Below are 16,077 nucleotides of genomic sequence, written 5' to 3'. Positions count from 1 at the left end.
CGAATGGATGAGGGCAGAAATAAATGAAACAAACGGCATTGGCCGCCGGGGTACAACTCGCGGCCGGCTCGGTCGACTTCAACTACGAGGGGCTGATCGATAATTTCTGGCGGCTGACCGTCGACGGCGTGACCTATGGCGCCATCTATGCCTTGGTCGCCGTGGGCTACACCTTGGTGTACGGCGTATTGCGGCTGATCAATTTCGCCCATTCGGAAATTTTCATGCTCGGGTTGTTCGGCCAGTTGATCGGATTGATGATCTTCGGATTCACGGCAGGCCCCGACGCCTACACCCAGGGCGTGGCGCTCACGGTCGTGTACCTGGGCTTGGCGATGGTGGTGGGCATGCTCGTATCCGGCGGCGCGGCCGTCGGATTGGAGCGGGTGGCCTATCGTCCGCTGCGCAAGCGCGGCGCCAAGCCGCTGGCCTTCCTGATCACCGCGATCGGCATGTCGTTCGTCCTCCAGGAACTGGTGCACTTCGTGCTGCCGAAGATCCGCCCCGATCTCGGCGGCACCAACGCGCAGCAGGCCATCCGGCTCGTCGAGCCCACCGTGCAGTTCAGTTTCGGCGGCGCGGACGTCACCAACATCATGCTGCTCATCGTGATCGCGGCCGTGGCGCTGGCGATCGTCACCGAGGTCCTGATCAACCGGACCAAGTTCGGGCGCGGTATCCGCGCCGTGGCGCAGGATCCCGACACCGCGACGTTGATGGGCGTTTCGCGGGAGCGGGTCATCATGCTGACCTTCCTCATCGGCGGCGTGCTCGCGGGCGCGGCGGCGATGCTGTACACGCTGAAGATCCCGAACGGGATCATCTACTCCGGCGGATTCATCCTCGGTATCAAGGCGTTCAGCGCCGCGGTGCTCGGCGGCATCGGCAACCTGCGCGGCGCGCTGCTGGGCGGTCTGGTGCTCGGCGTGGTGGAGCAGTACGGCCAGATGCTGTTCGGCACCGAGTGGCGTGACGTGGTCGCGTTCGTGGTGCTCGTTCTGGTGCTGATGGTTCGCCCGACGGGCATCCTCGGCGAGAGTCTCGGAAGGGCGCGCGCATGACCGACACGACTACGACGGCGTCCACGCCGGACCCCGCGCGCCGCGGCCTCGGGGACGCGATCCGGACCTGGTGGGACGGCTTGAGCAGGCCCGCGCAGTGGGGCGTCGGCGTCCCGATCCTGCTCCTGCTCGCCTTGCTCCCGCTGTTCCCGCCGCCGCTGCTGAACACCCCTTCCTACAATTTCGGCCTGGTGATGGCGCAGGTCGCGATGTACGCGCTGCTGGCCATCGGCCTCAATGTCGTGGTCGGGCAGGCGGGCCTGCTCGATCTCGGCTACGTCGGCTTCTACGCGGTCGGCGCCTACACCGTCGGCCTGCTCACCAGCCCCAACAGCCCGTGGAACCAGACCGACGGCGGCTGGCTCGATCCGAAATGGGCCTGGCTGGCGTGCCTGCCGATCGCGGTCGCGGTGACCGCGGTGTCCGGTCTGATCCTCGGTTCGCCGACGCTGCGCCTGCGCGGCGACTACCTGGCGATCGTGACGCTCGGCTTCGGTGAGATCGTCCGGTTGCTCGCGGAGAACCTCACCGAGATCACCAACGGCAGCCTCGGCCTGTCGGGTGTCGCGTACCCGCACGTCGGCGAGTCCGCGAGCAGACCGGAAGGCGTGTTCTCCGGCGGCAACAGCGGCAACCCGGACAGCGCCGACCTGCTCGACCGCGCCGGCTACGGCACCTATTGGTACTGGCTCGGCATGGTGCTGGTGGTGCTCGTGCTGCTCTTGGTCGGGAACCTGGAGCGCAGCCGCGTCGGCCGCGCTTGGGTCGCCATCCGCGAGGACGAGGACGCGGCCGAGATCATGGGCGTGCCGACGTTCAAGTTCAAGCTGTGGGCGTTCATGATCGGCGCCGCGGTGGGCGGCATGTCCGGCGCGATCTACGCCGGACAGGTGCAGTTCATCAATCCCACCGGGTTCAACATCATCAACTCGATGCTGTTCCTGTGCGCGGTGGTCATCGGCGGGCAGGGCAACAAGCTCGGGGTGATCTTCGGCGCGTTCGTGATCGCCTATCTGCCCGCAAGGTTGCAGTCGGTGAACCTGGTGAGCAACGAGTCGACCGGGTACGTCCTGCTGGCGATCGATGTCGCGGTGTTCGTCGCGCTGATCGTCGCGTGGCGGCTGTGGTCGGGCCGGCTGAGCGTATGGCCGCGGCGCGGCGTGATCACCGCGATGGTGGTGACCGGCGTGCTGGCATTGCTGCTGCTCGGCAGTGTGCTGCTGTTCCGCAAGGGCGGCGCGCAGTCGCTGGGCGACCTCAAATATCTGTACTTCGGCATCGCGTTGGTGGTGATGATGATTCTGCGTCCGCAGGGTCTGTTCCCGGTGCGGCAGAAGCTGCTCACCTACGGCAGGCAGGTGTACCAGGCCGTGCGCAGACCGGCCCCCGTCGAGCCGATCGGAGCGGGCCGATGACCGGGCCGGGTGCGGGCGACGCGCTGTTCGACAACGAGGACATGGCCGCGGGCTACGCTGCCGAGCCACAGGCCGAGTCCGCGGGCACGGTCGACGTCACCCAGGTGATCCCGGAACTCGCCGACGCGGAGACCGTGGCGGAAGTGGTCGCCCCGCGCCGCGAGATCGAGACCGCGGTGGGTGCGCCGCTGCTGCGGACCGAGGGCCTCACGGTGCAGTTCGGCGGGCTCACCGCGCTGGACCAGGTGAGCTTCGAGATCCGCCGCGGCGAGATCCTCGGTCTCATCGGACCCAACGGCGCCGGCAAGACCACGTGCTTCAACGCGATCACCGGCGTCTACCAACCCGCCTCCGGACTGGTCTACTTCGACGGCAAACCGCTGACCAAGACCAAACGCAACGCGATCACTCGCCTCGGCATCGCCCGCACGTTCCAGAACGTGCGCCTGTTCGGTGAGATGACCGCGCTGGAGAACGTCGTGGTCGGCACCGACGCGCGGCACAAGACCTCGGTGCCGGGCGCGGTGTTCCGGACGCCGCGGCATCGGCGCGAGGAACGCGACGCCATCGAGCGCGGTATGGCGCTGCTGGAGTTCGTCGGGATCGCTCCGCGCGCGGTGGAGAAGGCGCGCAACCTGTCCTACGGCGACCAGCGTCGCCTGGAGATCGCCCGCGCGCTGGCCACCGAGCCGAAGCTGCTGTGCCTGGACGAGCCGGCGGCCGGGTTCAATCCGAGCGAGAAGTCCGCGCTCATGGACCTGATCCGCAAGATCCGCGACGACGGGTTCACCGTGCTGCTCATCGAGCACGACATGCGGCTGGTGATGGGCGTGACCGACCGGATCGTGGTGCTGGAGTTCGGCCGCAAGATCGCCGACGGGCTCCCCGGGGACATCAAGGACGACCCCGCCGTGATCGCCGCGTATCTCGGCGTGCCGGACGCCGAAGCGGTCGAAACCGGCTCCGCCACAGGCGAAGACGGCGCGTCCGGGGATGTCGCGCCGTCCGGGCCCGAGCCGGATGCGGTGCCGCTCGCCAAGGCGGCGGCCACCGAGCCGGTGGCGGAGACGGCACGCGAGACCGCAGCGGGCACACCGCTGCTCGAAGTCGAGGGCATGGTCGTCAACTACGGCAGGATCCAAGCGCTGCACGGGATCTCGTTGACCGTCGCGGAGGGCGAGCTGGTCACCCTGCTCGGCGCCAACGGCGCGGGCAAGACGACCACGATGCGCGCGATGTCGGGACTGCTGCCGTTGACGCGTGGCCGGATCCTGTTCGAGGGTCGCGACATCACCCAGATGAAGGCGCACGAGCGGGTGCTGCACGGGTTGATCCAAGCGCCGGAGGGCCGGGGCGTCTTCCCCGGCATGACGGTGCAGGAAAACCTCGACATGGGTTGCTACGGACGAGGTTTCAAGCAGAAGGCCGAGTACGACCGGACCTTGGAGTGGGTGTTCGAGCTCTTTCCCCGGTTGCTGGAGCGGCGCAAGCAGGTCGGCGGCACGCTCTCCGGCGGTGAGCAGCAGATGCTGGCCATCGCCCGCGCGCTGATGGCGCGGCCGCGGCTGCTGCTGCTCGACGAACCGTCGATGGGGTTGGCGCCCATGGTGATCCAGCAGATCTTCCGGATCATCGGCGAGATCAACCAGCAGGGCACCACGGTGCTGCTGGTGGAGCAGAACGCGCAGCAGGCGCTGGCCCGCAGCGACCGCGCCTACATCATGGAGACCGGTGAGGTCACCAAGACCGGCCGCGGCGCGGAATTGCTCACCGATCCCGCGGTGAAATCGGCGTATCTCGGCGTGGGCTAGGCGTACCTCCGCCTTCGCTGCGGCCATGCGCGGGCTGAGGACGGACTTCGTCCGGCTGCGCCGTTGAGGCGTACCTCCGCCTTCGCTGCGGCCATGCGCGGGCTGAGGACGGACTTCGTCCGGCTGCGCCGTTGAGGCGTACCTCCGCCTTCGCTGGGGCGGCTTCGCCTGGCTCGCCGCAGACTCCGGTGCCGCGCGGCCTGGCTCGAGGCATGATCGTGACCATGGATGGTCACGACGAGCTGATGAGCTTGGCCGAGCGGTACTGGGACAGCGTCCTCGAGGCGGCGCCGAGCGAGGCGACCCTGCTCGGCGACCGCCGCTTCGACGATCGGATCGAGGATCTGTCCGTCGACGCCGAACAGCGGTTGCTGTCGACCTGGCGCGATCTGCTGCGCGCGGTCGACGCGCTCGACGCCGAGGGGTTGAGCCAGGGCGACCGCATCACCCGCAGCTTGCTGCGCACCGAATTGAACGGTGCGGTCGAGCATCTGGAGTGGCGGCCGCTGGAACTGGCCTCCGACCAGATGAACGGCGTGCACGCGGGCGTGCTGATGGTGGCGCCGCAGACGAACGCGCCGCGGCCGGAGCACGCGCTGGCGCTGGTACGCCGCTACCGCCAGTTCGGGGACATGCTCGGCCAGGCCGTGGAGCGGTTCCGCGCGGGACTGGCCGCGGGCCGCACGCCCGCCCGGATCGCCATCGAGCGCTCGCTCAATCAGCTGGACGGCTACCTGGATTCCGACGTGGCCGCCGATCCGTTCGTCACCTTCGCCGGTCCGGAGGGCTGGGACGGCGAGGCCGCGTGGCGCTCCGAATTGACCGAGGTGACGCGGGATGTCATCCGGCCTGCGTTCCAGGTCTACCGCGACGCGCTGTACGACGAACTGCTGCCCGCCGCGCGTCCCGACGACCAGCCGGGCCTGTGCTGGCTCGGCGCCGACGGCGAGGACATCTACCGGCGGCTGCTGCGCCACCACACCACGCTGCCCGATCTCGGCGCCGACGAGATCCACGAACTCGGCCTCGCCGAGCTGGCGAAGCTGCGCGAGGAATACGCGACGGTGGGCGCGCGCCTGTTCGGCACCGGCGATCTCGGTGCGATCTTCGGTCGGCTGCGCGACGATCCCGCGCTGCGCTACGACGACGCCGAGCAGATCATGTTCGACGCCCGCCGCGCCCTGGCCGTGGCGACCGCCGAAATGGGGAACTGGTTCGGGCGCCTGCCGAAGGAGTCCTGCGACATCGTCCCGGTGCCGGAGTTCCTGGCCGCGGATTCGCCTGCGGCGTATTACTTCCCGCCGGCCGCCGACGGGTCCAGGCCGGGCACGTACTTCGTCAACCAGCACCATCCCACCGGCCGTGGGCGCTTCGAGACCGCGTCGGTGGCCTACCACGAGGCGATCCCCGGTCATCATCTGCAACTCACCATCGCCAACGAACTCGATCACCTGCCGCGTTTCCAGCGCCAGTCCTTCGCCAACACCGCGTTCGTCGAGGGCTGGGCGCTCTACACCGAGCGGCTTGCCGACGAGATGGGTTTGTACGAGGACGATCTCGGCCGCCTGGGCATGCTGGCGGGCGATTCCTGGCGCTCCTGCCGGTTGGTGGTCGACACCGGCCTGCACGCGAAAGGTTGGAGCAGGCAGCAGGCGATCGACTTCATGGTGGCCAACGCGCCGGTTGGGCTGGCCGAGATCACCGTGGAGGTGGACCGCTACATCGCGATGCCGGGGCAGGCGGTCGGCTACAAGATCGGGCAGCTGGAAATCCTGCGCCAGCGGGTGGCGGCCACCGAGCGGCTCGGCGCGGACTTCGACATCAAGGCCTTCCACGACGTGGTGCTCGGCTCCGGATCGGTGAGTCTGCCGGTGCTGCGGGAACTGGCGGGCACACTCTGACGGCGCGGGGCGCGACCGGTACTCGCGCCCCGCGGACCGGAATCCGGTCCCGGCGGCTCCGGCTGCCGGGTGTCGGCGTATCGCCTTGTCGGTGCCGGTCCCTAGACTCTGGGGCGTGAGTTCACCCACGACCGCTCCGCGTCCTGCCCCCGCGTCCGGCTCCGGCGATCCCGGCTCGGGAGACCGGCCGACGCTGCTGTTGCTGGACGGGCATTCGATCGCCTATCGCGCGTTCTTCGCGCTACCGGCGGAGAATTTCAAGACGGTCACCGGGCAGACCACCAACGCGGTCTACGGCTTCACCGCGATGCTGATCAACCTGCTGCGCGACGAGAAGCCGACGCACGTGGCCGCGGCGTTCGACGTGTCGCGCCAGACCTTCCGCGCCGAGGCGTATCCGGAGTACAAAGCCAACCGCACCACCACGCCGGACGAGTTCCGCGGGCAGGTGGAACTCACCAAGGACGTATTGGGCGCGCTGGGCATTCCGGTGATGGCGATCGAGGGCTTCGAGGCCGACGACATCATCGCCACGCTCACCACGCAGGCGACGGCCGCGGGTTTCCGCGTGCTCATCGTCACCGGCGACCGGGACTCCATCCAGTTGGTGAACGAGAACGTCACGGTGCTGTACCCGCGCAAGGGCGTGTCCGACCTCACCCGGTTCACCCCTGACGAAGTGATGGCCAAATACGGCCTCACGCCCAACCAGTACCCCGACTACGCGGCGCTGCGCGGCGATCCGAGTGACAACCTGCCCGGCATTCCCGGCGTGGGGGAGAAGACCGCGGCCAAGTGGATCCGCGAGTACGGCGACCTGAACACGCTGGTCGAGAAGGTCGACCAGGTGAAAGGCAAGGTCGGCGACGCGCTGCGGGCCAATCTGAGCAGCGTGGTGCTCAACCGGCAGCTCACCGAGCTGATGCGGGAGGTGCCGCTGCCGTACACCCCCGATCAGCTGGCGCAGGGGCCGTGGGATCGCGAGAAGATCCATCAGCTGTTCGACGATCTCGAGTTCCGCGTGCTGCGCGACCGGCTGTTCGAGACGCTGGCTCCGCCGGAGCCGGAGGCGGAGGCCGGTTTCGAGATCAGCGGCGGCGCGCTGGAGATCGGCGCGGTCGCGGACTGGCTCGCCGAGCACGCGAAAGCCGGTGTGCGCCACGGTGTCTCGATCCTCGGCACCGGCTCCCCGGCCGGCGGTGACGTTCGTGCGCTCGCCATCGCCGCAGGTGACGGCGAGAGCGGCTACATCGACGTCACGGTGCTCACCCCCGAGGACGAGGCGGCGCTGGGCGCCTGGCTGGCCGACCCGGCCGTGCCGAAGGCGCTGCACGAGGCCAAGGCCGCCCTGCACGCCCTGCGCGGCCGCGGCTGGGCACTGGGCGGGCTGACCAGCGACACCGCGCTGGCGGCGTATCTGGTCCGCCCGGGCCAGCGCACGTTCAACCTCGACGACCTGTCACTGCGCTACCTGCACCGCGAGTTGCGCGCCGAGACCGGCGAGACCGCGCAGTTGTCGCTCCTCGACGACGAGGACGCCGTCGACGCCGAGCTCGCGCGGGCGCAGATGCTGCGCGCGCGTGCCGTCGCCGACCTGGCCGACGCGCTCGACGGGGAACTGGCCCAGATCGAGTCCACCCCGCTGCTGGCGGACATGGAGCTGCCGCTGCTGGGTGTGCTGTCCACCTTGGAGGAAGCGGGCATCGCGGTGGACACCGACCAGTTGGCGACGCTGCAGCGGCAGTTCGCCGACCGGGTGGCCGAGGCGGCCGAGGCGGCCTACGAGGTGATCGGCAAGCAGATCAACCTGGGCTCGCCCAAGCAATTGCAGGTGGTGTTGTTCGACGAGCTGGACATGCCGAAGACCAAGCGCACCAAGACCGGCTACACCACCGACGCGGACGCGTTGGAATCGCTCTACGAGAAGACCCAGCACCCCTTCCTGGAGCATCTGCTCACGCACCGCGACGCCACGCGCTTGAAGGTCACCGTCGACGGCCTGCTCAAGTGCGTCGCCGAGGACGGTCGCATCCACACCACGTTCAACCAGACGATCGCGGCCACCGGGCGGCTGTCCTCCACCGAACCGAATTTGCAGAACATCCCGATCCGCACCGATACCGGCAGGCAGATCCGCGACACCTTCGTGGTCGGCTCCGGGTACCAGTCGCTGATGACCGCCGACTACAGCCAGATCGAGATGCGGATCATGGCGCACCTGTCCGGGGACGAGGGCCTGATCGAGGCGTTCAACTCGGGGGAGGACCTGCACAGCTTCGTGGCGTCGAAGGCCTTCGACATCCCGATCTCCGAGGTGAGCCCGGAACTGCGCCGCCGGATCAAGGCGATGTCCTACGGCCTGGCCTACGGGTTGAGCTCCTACGGTCTGTCCGCGCAGCTGAAGATCAGCACCACCGAGGCGAAGGAGCAGATGGAGGTCTACTTCGCCCGCTTCGGCCGCATCCGCGACTATCTGTACGAGGTGGTGGAGCAGGCACGCAAGGTCGGCTACACCGAGACGCTGTTCGGCCGCCGCCGGTACCTGCCCGATCTGGATTCCAGCAACCGGCAGCGCCGGGAGGCCGCCGAACGGATGGCGCTCAACGCCCCCATCCAGGGCACCGCGGCCGACATCATCAAGGTGGCGATGATCAACGTGCACCGGGCGATGCGCGAGGCGGGTTTGCGCTCCAGGATGCTGTTGCAGATCCACGACGAACTGCTGTTCGAGGTCGCCGACGGGGAACGAGAGACGCTCGAGGCGCTGGCGTGTGAGCAGATGTCCGCCGCGATCGCCCTCTCGGTGCCGCTGGAGGTCTCCGTCGGCGTCGGCCGCAGCTGGGACTCGGCCGCGCACTGACCGGCGCGGGCACACCGCACCGACATGCCGGGCCCCACCGCACGGGCCCGGCATCGGGCATCCCGAGAGCTATCATCGGGCCACCGCGCGCAAGTAAACGAATCACGGTGAACGGGATCCATGTCCCGTGCCGCGCGGCCACCTACCGTGGGGCTGGTCATACATAGGGATTCACGCATACCGAGCGCAGGGGATGGCCCATGACTGTCACCGATGAGTACCTGGAGAACAACGCGGCGTACGCGAGCACCTTCCAAGGCCCGCTGCCGCTGCCGCCCGCGAAGGGCGTGGCCGTGGTCGCGTGTATGGACGCGCGGCTCAATGTCTACGGCGCGCTCGGCCTCGCCGAGGGCGAGGCGCACGTCATCCGCAACGCCGGCGGCGTCGTCACAGCCGACGAGATCCGCTCGCTGGCCATCAGCCAGCGGCTGCTGGGAACCAGGGAGATCATCCTGATCCACCACACCGACTGCGGCATGCTCACCTTCACCGACGACGACTTCAAGGCGAGCATCCAGGAGGAGACCGGCATCAAGCCCGAGTGGTCGGCTGAGGCTTTCTCGGACCTGGAAACCGATGTGCGCCAATCGATCGCGCGCATCGTCGCGAGCCCGTTCGTGCCGCACAAGGACTCCATCCGCGGCTTCGTCTTCGACGTCGCCACCGGAAAGCTGAACGAGGTTCTGCCCCGATAGGGACGAATTTCACACTGCGCCAGTGGGATCCGGGTGAAGTCACCCGGATCGCACTGCGTTGTGGCGTATTTCACGAGGGCTGTCGCACGATCAGGCGCGCCGATCCGGCGCCGAGATCCACCTCGTCGCGGGGTGGCGCGCCGTCGGATGCGTCCTTCCGATGCATCAGCGTCGTCATCCGCTGCTCGAACTCGTGGTGCTTGCCGCCTTGGAAAACCGCCGTGACCTCTTCGAACCCCGCCGCCGCGACCGGAAGCGCCGACCGCTTGCGGGTCCAGGGCAGCGCGCGGCCGCCGGTGAGTTTGTTCCAGGCGACTTCGGCGAAGGCGAACAGGATGAGCAGGACGGCCAGACCGGGAATGGTCATCGCCACGAGGAGACCCATGTCACCGACGCTACCCTCGCCCTGGCCGCACCGCGCTGAACTGCACGTTTGATACTCGCCAGTAGACAATTCGGGCATCGAATGTGGTTGCTATTGCGCCGCGATGTCCCTATCCTCGATGCCGTGCCGAAACCCGCCGACCGCCGCAGCGCAGCGCTCCATGTCGCAGACCGCGACAGCGCTTTGCTTTCGGCGTCGCTCATCGGGCCCTCCGTGGCAACGCAGGCTACCGCCTCCGTGTCCGAGGATCGCGCCGAGCTACTTCCGCTCACCGCGATGGTGGCGCCGCTTCCCCGAGTTCTCGTAGTAGCCCGCCGTAGCGGGGTCTGATTCGGGCCGGCCCCCTCGCTGCGGGCATTTCCACTTGTTAGTGCTGGTCCCCTCTGTCAACTGAGCCACGACATTCTTCGGGAAGACCTACTTTCAATGACCATCCTGACTCTTGATACAGACATGTTCCAGGCCGCCGCGCCCAAGGGCCTACGGGCCGAAGCCACCGGGCTGACCTCGGCGCAGTTCCACAGCCGTTACTGTGCGCACGGCGGTCCGATCCGGCTCGGCGAGTGGTCGCCCGCGGGCGCCAGAACCGCGGAGTTCACCGCCACGCTGGAGTTCGCCGGGCATCTGCGGACCGTCGTCGCCACCGGCAGCCCCGTCGCGGCGATGACCTCGGCCCTCTACGAGGAGGGCTACCCCGTCGAGATCCTGCAATTCCACCAGCGGCGCACCGCCGAGGGCACCGCCACCTTCGTGCAGTGCGAATGCAACGGCAGGCGCGGCTGGGGCGCGGCGATCGCCGACGACGGCGCCGAGTCGACGGTCCGCGCCATGATCGCGGGCGTCAACCTGCTCGGCGTGTCCTGACATCGGGTCATTCGGCCTCGGGGCGGCGGCCTGCCGCCCCGAGGTTCGCGCCCGGCCACTGACGTGCGACAGGCCCGGACACGGACTGCCGCTTTCGCGTGTCCGTCCCCGGGCCCGAGTGAATTCCGTTGTGGCGCAGTGCCGCACCGCGCCACGCGAACTACTGTTCGGCCTTCTGCTGCTCGGCGAGCTGCTTGCGCACCTCGTCCATGTCCAGCGCCTTGACCTGGGTCACCAGGTCCTCGAGCGCCGCGGGCGGCAGCGCGCCGGGCTGCGCGAACACCAGCACGCCCTCCCGGAAAGCCATGATGGTCGGGATGGAGCGGATGTTGGCAGCCGCCGCGAGGCCCTGCTCGGATTCGGTGTCGACCTTTCCGTGCACCACGTCGGGGTGCTTGGTGGAGGAGGCCTCGAAAGTCGGTGCGAAACTCTTGCACGGGCCGCACCAATCGGCCCAGAAATCGACGAGTACCACGTCGTTTCCGGTGACTACCTCATCGAAATTGTGCTGGGTCAGCGTCTGGGTGGCCATGACGTCCTCTCGTTTCGGTGTGCCTGCTACAACGCGGGCTGCCTCGGTTATCTTCCACGACGGATCCGGCCGACCGGCCACTCGCGCCGCTGATCCCCGTCCCATCGACGGATACCCAGCACCGTCGCGGGGAAATCCCGGTCCCGCGCGACGGCGTGGATGGCCTCGCCGAGCTGGTGCGGGGGCACCCGTCTGGCGAGGGTGATGTGCGGGGTCCACGCGTCCGGATGCAGGTTGGCCGGAACGCCGGGGCACGGGGAGATCGTGTGGAAGATCCGGCGGTGCAGGGCGAGCAGTGCCTCGGACGGGACCACCATCCGCACCAGGATGGAGCGGCGGGCGCCGAAGACCACCAGCCCGCCGAGCCGCACGGGGATCGGCGCGAAGGCCTGCTCGTCCAGCGCCTGCTCGATGCGCGGCCAGATCTGCCTGGCCACCCCTGCGGTGATGTGCGGGCGGTTGGACTCGTCGGTGCGCGCGGCGAGGCTCGGCACGCCTGCTTCCGCCAGCAGTTGCCACTGGCGGCGGATCTCCGTGTCGGCGGCCTCGTCGAGGAGTAGTTCGACCGACTGCACCATGGTCTCCCGAAGGTAGCCGCAACCGGCGTGTCCGCGGGCCGGTTCCGGCGGCCGGGCGCGCCGGCGGGAGGATGTCCCGGTGAACGACGTGAAGCGACCCCGGGCGCACCGGGCACTGCGACTCGGCCTGATCGACGGCGACGGCATCGGCCCCGAGGTGGTGCGATCCGCTAGGCAGGTCGTCGACGAGGCGCTGTCCGCGGCGGGCGCCGCCCCGGTCGAGTGGGTGCCACTGGCCATGGGACACCAGGCCATCGCCGAGTTCGGCACTCCGCTGCCCGAGCAGACGCTCGAGCAGCTGGCCGGTGTGGACGCGTGGATTCTCGGCCCGCACGACAACGCGTCCTATCCGGCCGAACATCGCGTCGCGCCGGGCGGGGTGATCCGCAAGCATTTCGACCTCTACGCCAACATCCGTCCCGCGCGGGCCTTCGCGGGTGTGCACGCGGCGGCCCCGGATATCGACCTGGTGATCGTGCGGGAGAACAGCGAGGGGTTCTATGCCGACCGCAACATGTTCGCCGGGTCGGGGGAATTCCGGCCGACGCCGGACATCGCGATGTCGGTCGGACTGGTGACCCGGGCCGCCTGCGAGCGGATCGCGCATCAGGCGTTCCGGCTGGCCGCGACCCGGCGCAAACGGGTGACGATCGTGCACAAGGCCAACGTCCTGCCCCTGACCATGGGCCTGTTCCGCGACGTCTGCCGTGCGGTCGGCCAGGACTACCCGGGAATCGAGGTCGATGAGGAACACGTCGACGCGGCGGCCGCGCACTTGGTCCGCGCCGCCTCCGACTACGACGTCCTGGTCACCGAGAACCTGTTCGGCGACATCCTGTCCGACCTGGCCGGTGAGTTGAGCGGATCGCTCGGGCTGGCCGCGTCGCTCAACTGTTCGGCCACCGCGGCCATGGCGCAGGCGGTGCACGGCGCGGCCCCGTCGCTGGCCGGGCACAACCGGGCGAACCCGGTGGCGCTGCAACTGTCGGCGGCGATGCTCTTGCGCTGGCTGGCGACCCGGGACGCCGAGATGACCCTGGCGCGGGCGGGCGAGCGGATCGAACGCGCCGTCGCCGCGACCTTCGAGGCGGGCATCGCCACCGCCGACCTCGGCGGACTGGCATCCACCAGCGAATTCACCGAGCAGGTTTGCGCCAGGGTGCATCGCAGGTAGCGGTCAGCGAAATTTGCGCGGCCCGGCCAGTTCTCGCAACCGCGCCCAGTTCAGCGTCGGTGGCGGCACCCGCGTGCCCGGCCGGGTCCGCGGCACCCGCACCCGCAGCGCGCCCGGCGAGATCGCGCAGCGCACCGGCGTTTCGAGGCGGAGGGATTCGCCGTCCACACCGGCCGGGATCTCGGCCCGGTCCGCGTCGACGACCACCTCGGTGGCGGTGAGCCGCACCAGACCGCGATCGTGCGCCCTCCGCAGCAGGCCCACCGCTTGGCGCGTGCTCGCCACCGTGACCGTCACCACGCCGAGCAGGCCCGCGTCCAACCGGGCGCGGCGGCCGAGGCCCGCGAGATCGCCGGTGGCGTAAGGGCCGTTGCTGACCAGGACCGCCTGGGGCCCGTCCACGGACACGTTGCCGATGCGCGCTCGCAACCCGGTGTCGGAGCCACGTCCGAGCAGGTCGGGTAGCAGGCGCAACACGGTCCCGGTCTTGTCGTCGCGATCTGCGGACTCCGCACCACCTCCGCGTAGACGCCGAAGGAGGCGTTGTTGACGAACGTGCGCCCGTTGACGGTGCCGAGGTCGATTAGGATCTCGACACCGTCGCGCAGCGCAGCCAAGCCCGCGGCCGGGTTCTTCGTATCCAGTCCGAGATCACGCGCGAAATGGTTTCGTGTACCGGCGCCGATCACCACGAACGGTAGCCGGTGTTCCGCGGCGACCGCCGCGACCGAGGCCTGCGTTCCGTCGCCGCCTGCCACGCCGAGGAGGTCGGCGCCCCGCTGAACCGCTCGCCGGGCCAGCGCGGCGACATCGATCGGATGCGACCCGGACAGCAGCGCCACTTCGGCGCCGAGTTCCCTGGCCTTGCGTGGCAGCTCGAACTCGACCACCTTGCCCCCGCCGGAGCGGGGATTCATCACCAGGAACGGGTGTTGTGCCGGGGCGGCGGGGAACTCGGGCAGTCGTGACTCGCCGGGATCGTTCCGCAATGCCCGGCGTGCGCACGCCACGGCCACCGCGACCAGGGCTCCGGAGACCAGCACCACCCACAGCTGACGCTCCCGGACGAAGAGAAGCGCCACCGCGACCGGCGCCAGGATCGCCAGAGCCGCCGAAGCGACCCGCACCGCGCCACGGTTGACCAAGGACCAGTAGATTCCGGCGACGCCGACCGCGACGCCGCCCGTCACGGCGATCAGCAAGGTGAGCAGACCGAGCAGCCCGGCCACCGCGAGTGGCAGCACGGCCGCGGCGATCACGGCGGCGAATGCCGCCCTGGCCCACCACTGCCCAGCCATCGGCGGCTGCGCCGAGCGGCATTCCGCTCCCGCCATCACGTACCGGTCCCGGCCGTGGCCCCGTCCTTCGTTTCGGGCTCGGCTGGTTGTTGCCAGGCCCGAGCGGGACGAATCAACAGCTCCAGCAGGAGCAGCGTCAGCAGCGCGCCCAGGACGATCCACACCACCACGAGACCGGTGGGGTAGCGCCAGAACACCAGCAGCAGCGCGGCGATGCCGATGATCGCGCAGCGCAGCGCGGTGCGCGCCCGGAAAGCCCAGGTCTCCACGGGGTTCGGCGGACGCGATCGCCGCAGTCGCTGTACCGCGTCCATGGCACGCCCGAAATCGCGGCGCACCACGGTGGCCGAGGCCGAGCCTCCGGTGAGGTAAGCGCCCACCGCGATCACGAGACCGAGCACGGCGACCCCGCGCAGCGCGGTCCGCAGCGGAACCAGCACCGTGTCGATGAGAACGGTGGCCGCGTCCGGGGACAGCACATCGGGCGGCATTCTGTCCAAATACACCGCTCGCGCGATCATCAGCGCGATCGCCAAGATCAGCATGCCCACCGCAAGCGCGAGACCCACGAAGGCCAGGGCGCGGCGGCGACGGCCGACGGGTGCTGCGGCGATCGCGGCCACAGCGGCCGCGATCGTCACCCACGGCAGCACTGCCGAAGCTTTGTCGAGATTGTCGACCGCCCGTTGCGCCCGTACCAGTTCCGGCGACCGGAACAACACGAACTGTTTGTCGACCGCGGGGATCTTCTCGGCGAACGTGAAGCCGCGATCGATCAGCCGCGCCTTGACGTTCTCGATCACGGTGCGCAGCGAGAGGCTCACCGTGCCGTTCTCGTCGACGGTCACCGACTGCGGGCCGACGTGGCCGGTCAGCACCCCCACCAGCGCGGTGTGGGCGGCGCGGTTGGCTTGCACCCACAGATCCTCGAATTGGTCGCTGCGCACGAACGACAGCACGGTGTCGTTGACGAAGCCGCGGGCCTGCTGCGTGATCACCGGCGCCAGACCCTCGACCGCCCGGTCCACCCGAGGCCGGTTCGCGGTCGCCGGAACGGCGTCGGTCAGCGCGGCCAGGGCGTCCGCGGTCAGGCCCTCGATGTCGACGCGAGCGAAGATCTCGTCGGTGACCGTGTCGGCCACCTCCGTCTGCAGCGCCGGATCCGACCCCAGCGGCGCCACCGTGCTCAGGTACCGGTCGGTGTCGAGGATCTCGCCGCGCACGAAGCGCGCCAGCACCGTGGTGATCGCCAGGACGGCGACCAGCACCGTCAATATCACCACCGCGGTCCACCGCCACGCATGCCGCGGTGGCCGCGACACCCGCGGCGGCGCACCGCGCGCCTCCGTCCGCAGCGCGGCGACCTCGGCGCGCAGGCGCTCGAGCTCGGCGCGTTCGTCCGCGCTCAGCCGACGTTCGGGCGCATTGTCACTCGCGTTGGAATCCATGGGTTCCTCACTCCAGGAACGGATTCGGGCTGCGGGACGCGACCGGCAGCCGCGC

12 protein-coding genes and 2 pseudogenes are annotated in these 16,077 nt (G+C 69.3%); 9 read left to right on the top strand and 5 right to left on the bottom strand.

Annotated elements, in window-relative coordinates:
- Nucleotides 1-23 precede the first annotated feature (23 nt).
- From ACL03I_RS17665 to ACL03I_RS17635, 7 genes and pseudogenes are all read left to right on the top strand, one after another.
- Complete coding sequence (locus ACL03I_RS17665) at nt 24-1,061, top strand: branched-chain amino acid ABC transporter permease (protein WP_355078248.1); 1,038 nt, start codon at nt 24-26, stop codon at nt 1,059-1,061.
- Nucleotides 1,058-2,476 (top strand): branched-chain amino acid ABC transporter permease, encoded by a 1,419-nt coding sequence (locus ACL03I_RS17660; protein WP_412806491.1) that lies wholly within the window; start codon nt 1,058-1,060, stop codon nt 2,474-2,476. The genes ACL03I_RS17665 and ACL03I_RS17660 overlap by 4 nt, the downstream gene beginning before the upstream one ends.
- Nucleotides 2,473-3,429 (top strand): annotated as a pseudogene (locus ACL03I_RS17655) (ABC transporter ATP-binding protein); the annotation flags it as partial. The gene ACL03I_RS17660 and the pseudogene ACL03I_RS17655, both read left to right, overlap by 4 nt.
- A gap of 162 nt (nt 3,430-3,591) precedes the next feature.
- Nucleotides 3,592-4,287, top strand: a complete 696-nt coding sequence (locus ACL03I_RS17650; RefSeq protein ID WP_245562527.1) for an ABC transporter ATP-binding protein — start codon at nt 3,592-3,594, stop codon at nt 4,285-4,287.
- A 224-nt stretch (nt 4,288-4,511) separates the two neighbouring features.
- On the top strand, nt 4,512-6,188 hold the full coding sequence (locus tag ACL03I_RS17645) for a DUF885 domain-containing protein (RefSeq protein ID WP_356967823.1): 1,677 nt from the start codon (nt 4,512-4,514) through the stop codon (nt 6,186-6,188).
- A gap of 115 nt (nt 6,189-6,303) precedes the next feature.
- Nucleotides 6,304-9,048: a DNA polymerase I gene (polA, locus tag ACL03I_RS17640; RefSeq protein ID WP_364430418.1), complete on the top strand. Its 2,745-nt coding sequence runs from the start codon at nt 6,304-6,306 to the stop codon at nt 9,046-9,048.
- Between the two features lie 200 nt (nt 9,049-9,248).
- On the top strand, nt 9,249-9,743 hold the full coding sequence (locus ACL03I_RS17635; RefSeq protein ID WP_355078244.1) for a beta-class carbonic anhydrase: 495 nt from the start codon (nt 9,249-9,251) through the stop codon (nt 9,741-9,743).
- Between the two features lie 70 nt (nt 9,744-9,813).
- Here the strand turns inward: ACL03I_RS17635 and ACL03I_RS17630 are convergent, their stop codons facing one another.
- Nucleotides 9,814-10,128 (bottom strand): DUF6191 domain-containing protein, encoded by a 315-nt coding sequence (locus ACL03I_RS17630; protein WP_412806490.1) that lies wholly within the window; start codon nt 10,126-10,128, stop codon nt 9,814-9,816.
- Between the two features lie 426 nt (nt 10,129-10,554).
- Here ACL03I_RS17630 and ACL03I_RS17625 point away from each other — a divergent pair, with 426 nt between their 5' ends.
- Nucleotides 10,555-10,992 carry a 2-isopropylmalate synthase gene (locus ACL03I_RS17625; protein ID WP_355078242.1) on the top strand — a complete coding sequence of 146 codons (438 nt, stop codon included), beginning with the start codon at nt 10,555-10,557 and terminating at the stop codon, nt 10,990-10,992.
- Nucleotides 10,993-11,152: 160 nt separating this feature from the next.
- On the opposite strand, the gene trxA is transcribed toward ACL03I_RS17625, so the two are convergent.
- Entirely contained in the window at nt 11,153-11,524 is a 372-nt protein-coding gene (gene trxA / locus ACL03I_RS17620) for a thioredoxin (protein ID WP_355078241.1), read from the bottom strand.
- Nucleotides 11,525-11,571: 47 nt separating this feature from the next.
- The gene (locus ACL03I_RS17615; protein WP_355078240.1) at nt 11,572-12,102 is read right to left on the bottom strand and encodes a 2'-5' RNA ligase family protein; all 531 of its coding nucleotides are present in this window, start codon (nt 12,100-12,102) and stop codon (nt 11,572-11,574) included.
- 79 nt (nt 12,103-12,181) lie between these two features.
- On the opposite strand from ACL03I_RS17615, the gene ACL03I_RS17610 reads away from it, so the two are divergent.
- Complete coding sequence (locus ACL03I_RS17610; RefSeq protein ID WP_412806489.1) at nt 12,182-13,276, top strand: isocitrate/isopropylmalate dehydrogenase family protein; 1,095 nt, start codon at nt 12,182-12,184, stop codon at nt 13,274-13,276.
- A gap of 3 nt (nt 13,277-13,279) precedes the next feature.
- Here ACL03I_RS17610 and ACL03I_RS17605 read toward each other — a convergent pair.
- A pseudogene (locus tag ACL03I_RS17605) lies at nt 13,280-14,610 on the bottom strand (diacylglycerol/lipid kinase family protein).
- Nucleotides 14,610-16,022, bottom strand: a complete 1,413-nt coding sequence (locus ACL03I_RS17600; protein WP_412806488.1) for a hypothetical protein — start codon at nt 16,020-16,022, stop codon at nt 14,610-14,612. The pseudogene ACL03I_RS17605 and the gene ACL03I_RS17600 overlap by 1 nt, the downstream one beginning before the upstream one ends.
- Between the last annotated feature and the right edge of the window lie 55 nt (nt 16,023-16,077).

Origin of the sequence: Nocardia sichangensis (assembly GCF_047200615.1) — a bacterium.
Classification (GTDB): Bacteria; Actinomycetota; Actinomycetes; order Mycobacteriales; family Mycobacteriaceae; genus Nocardia; species Nocardia sichangensis.
This window is presented reverse-complemented; position numbering and strand designations above follow the sequence as displayed.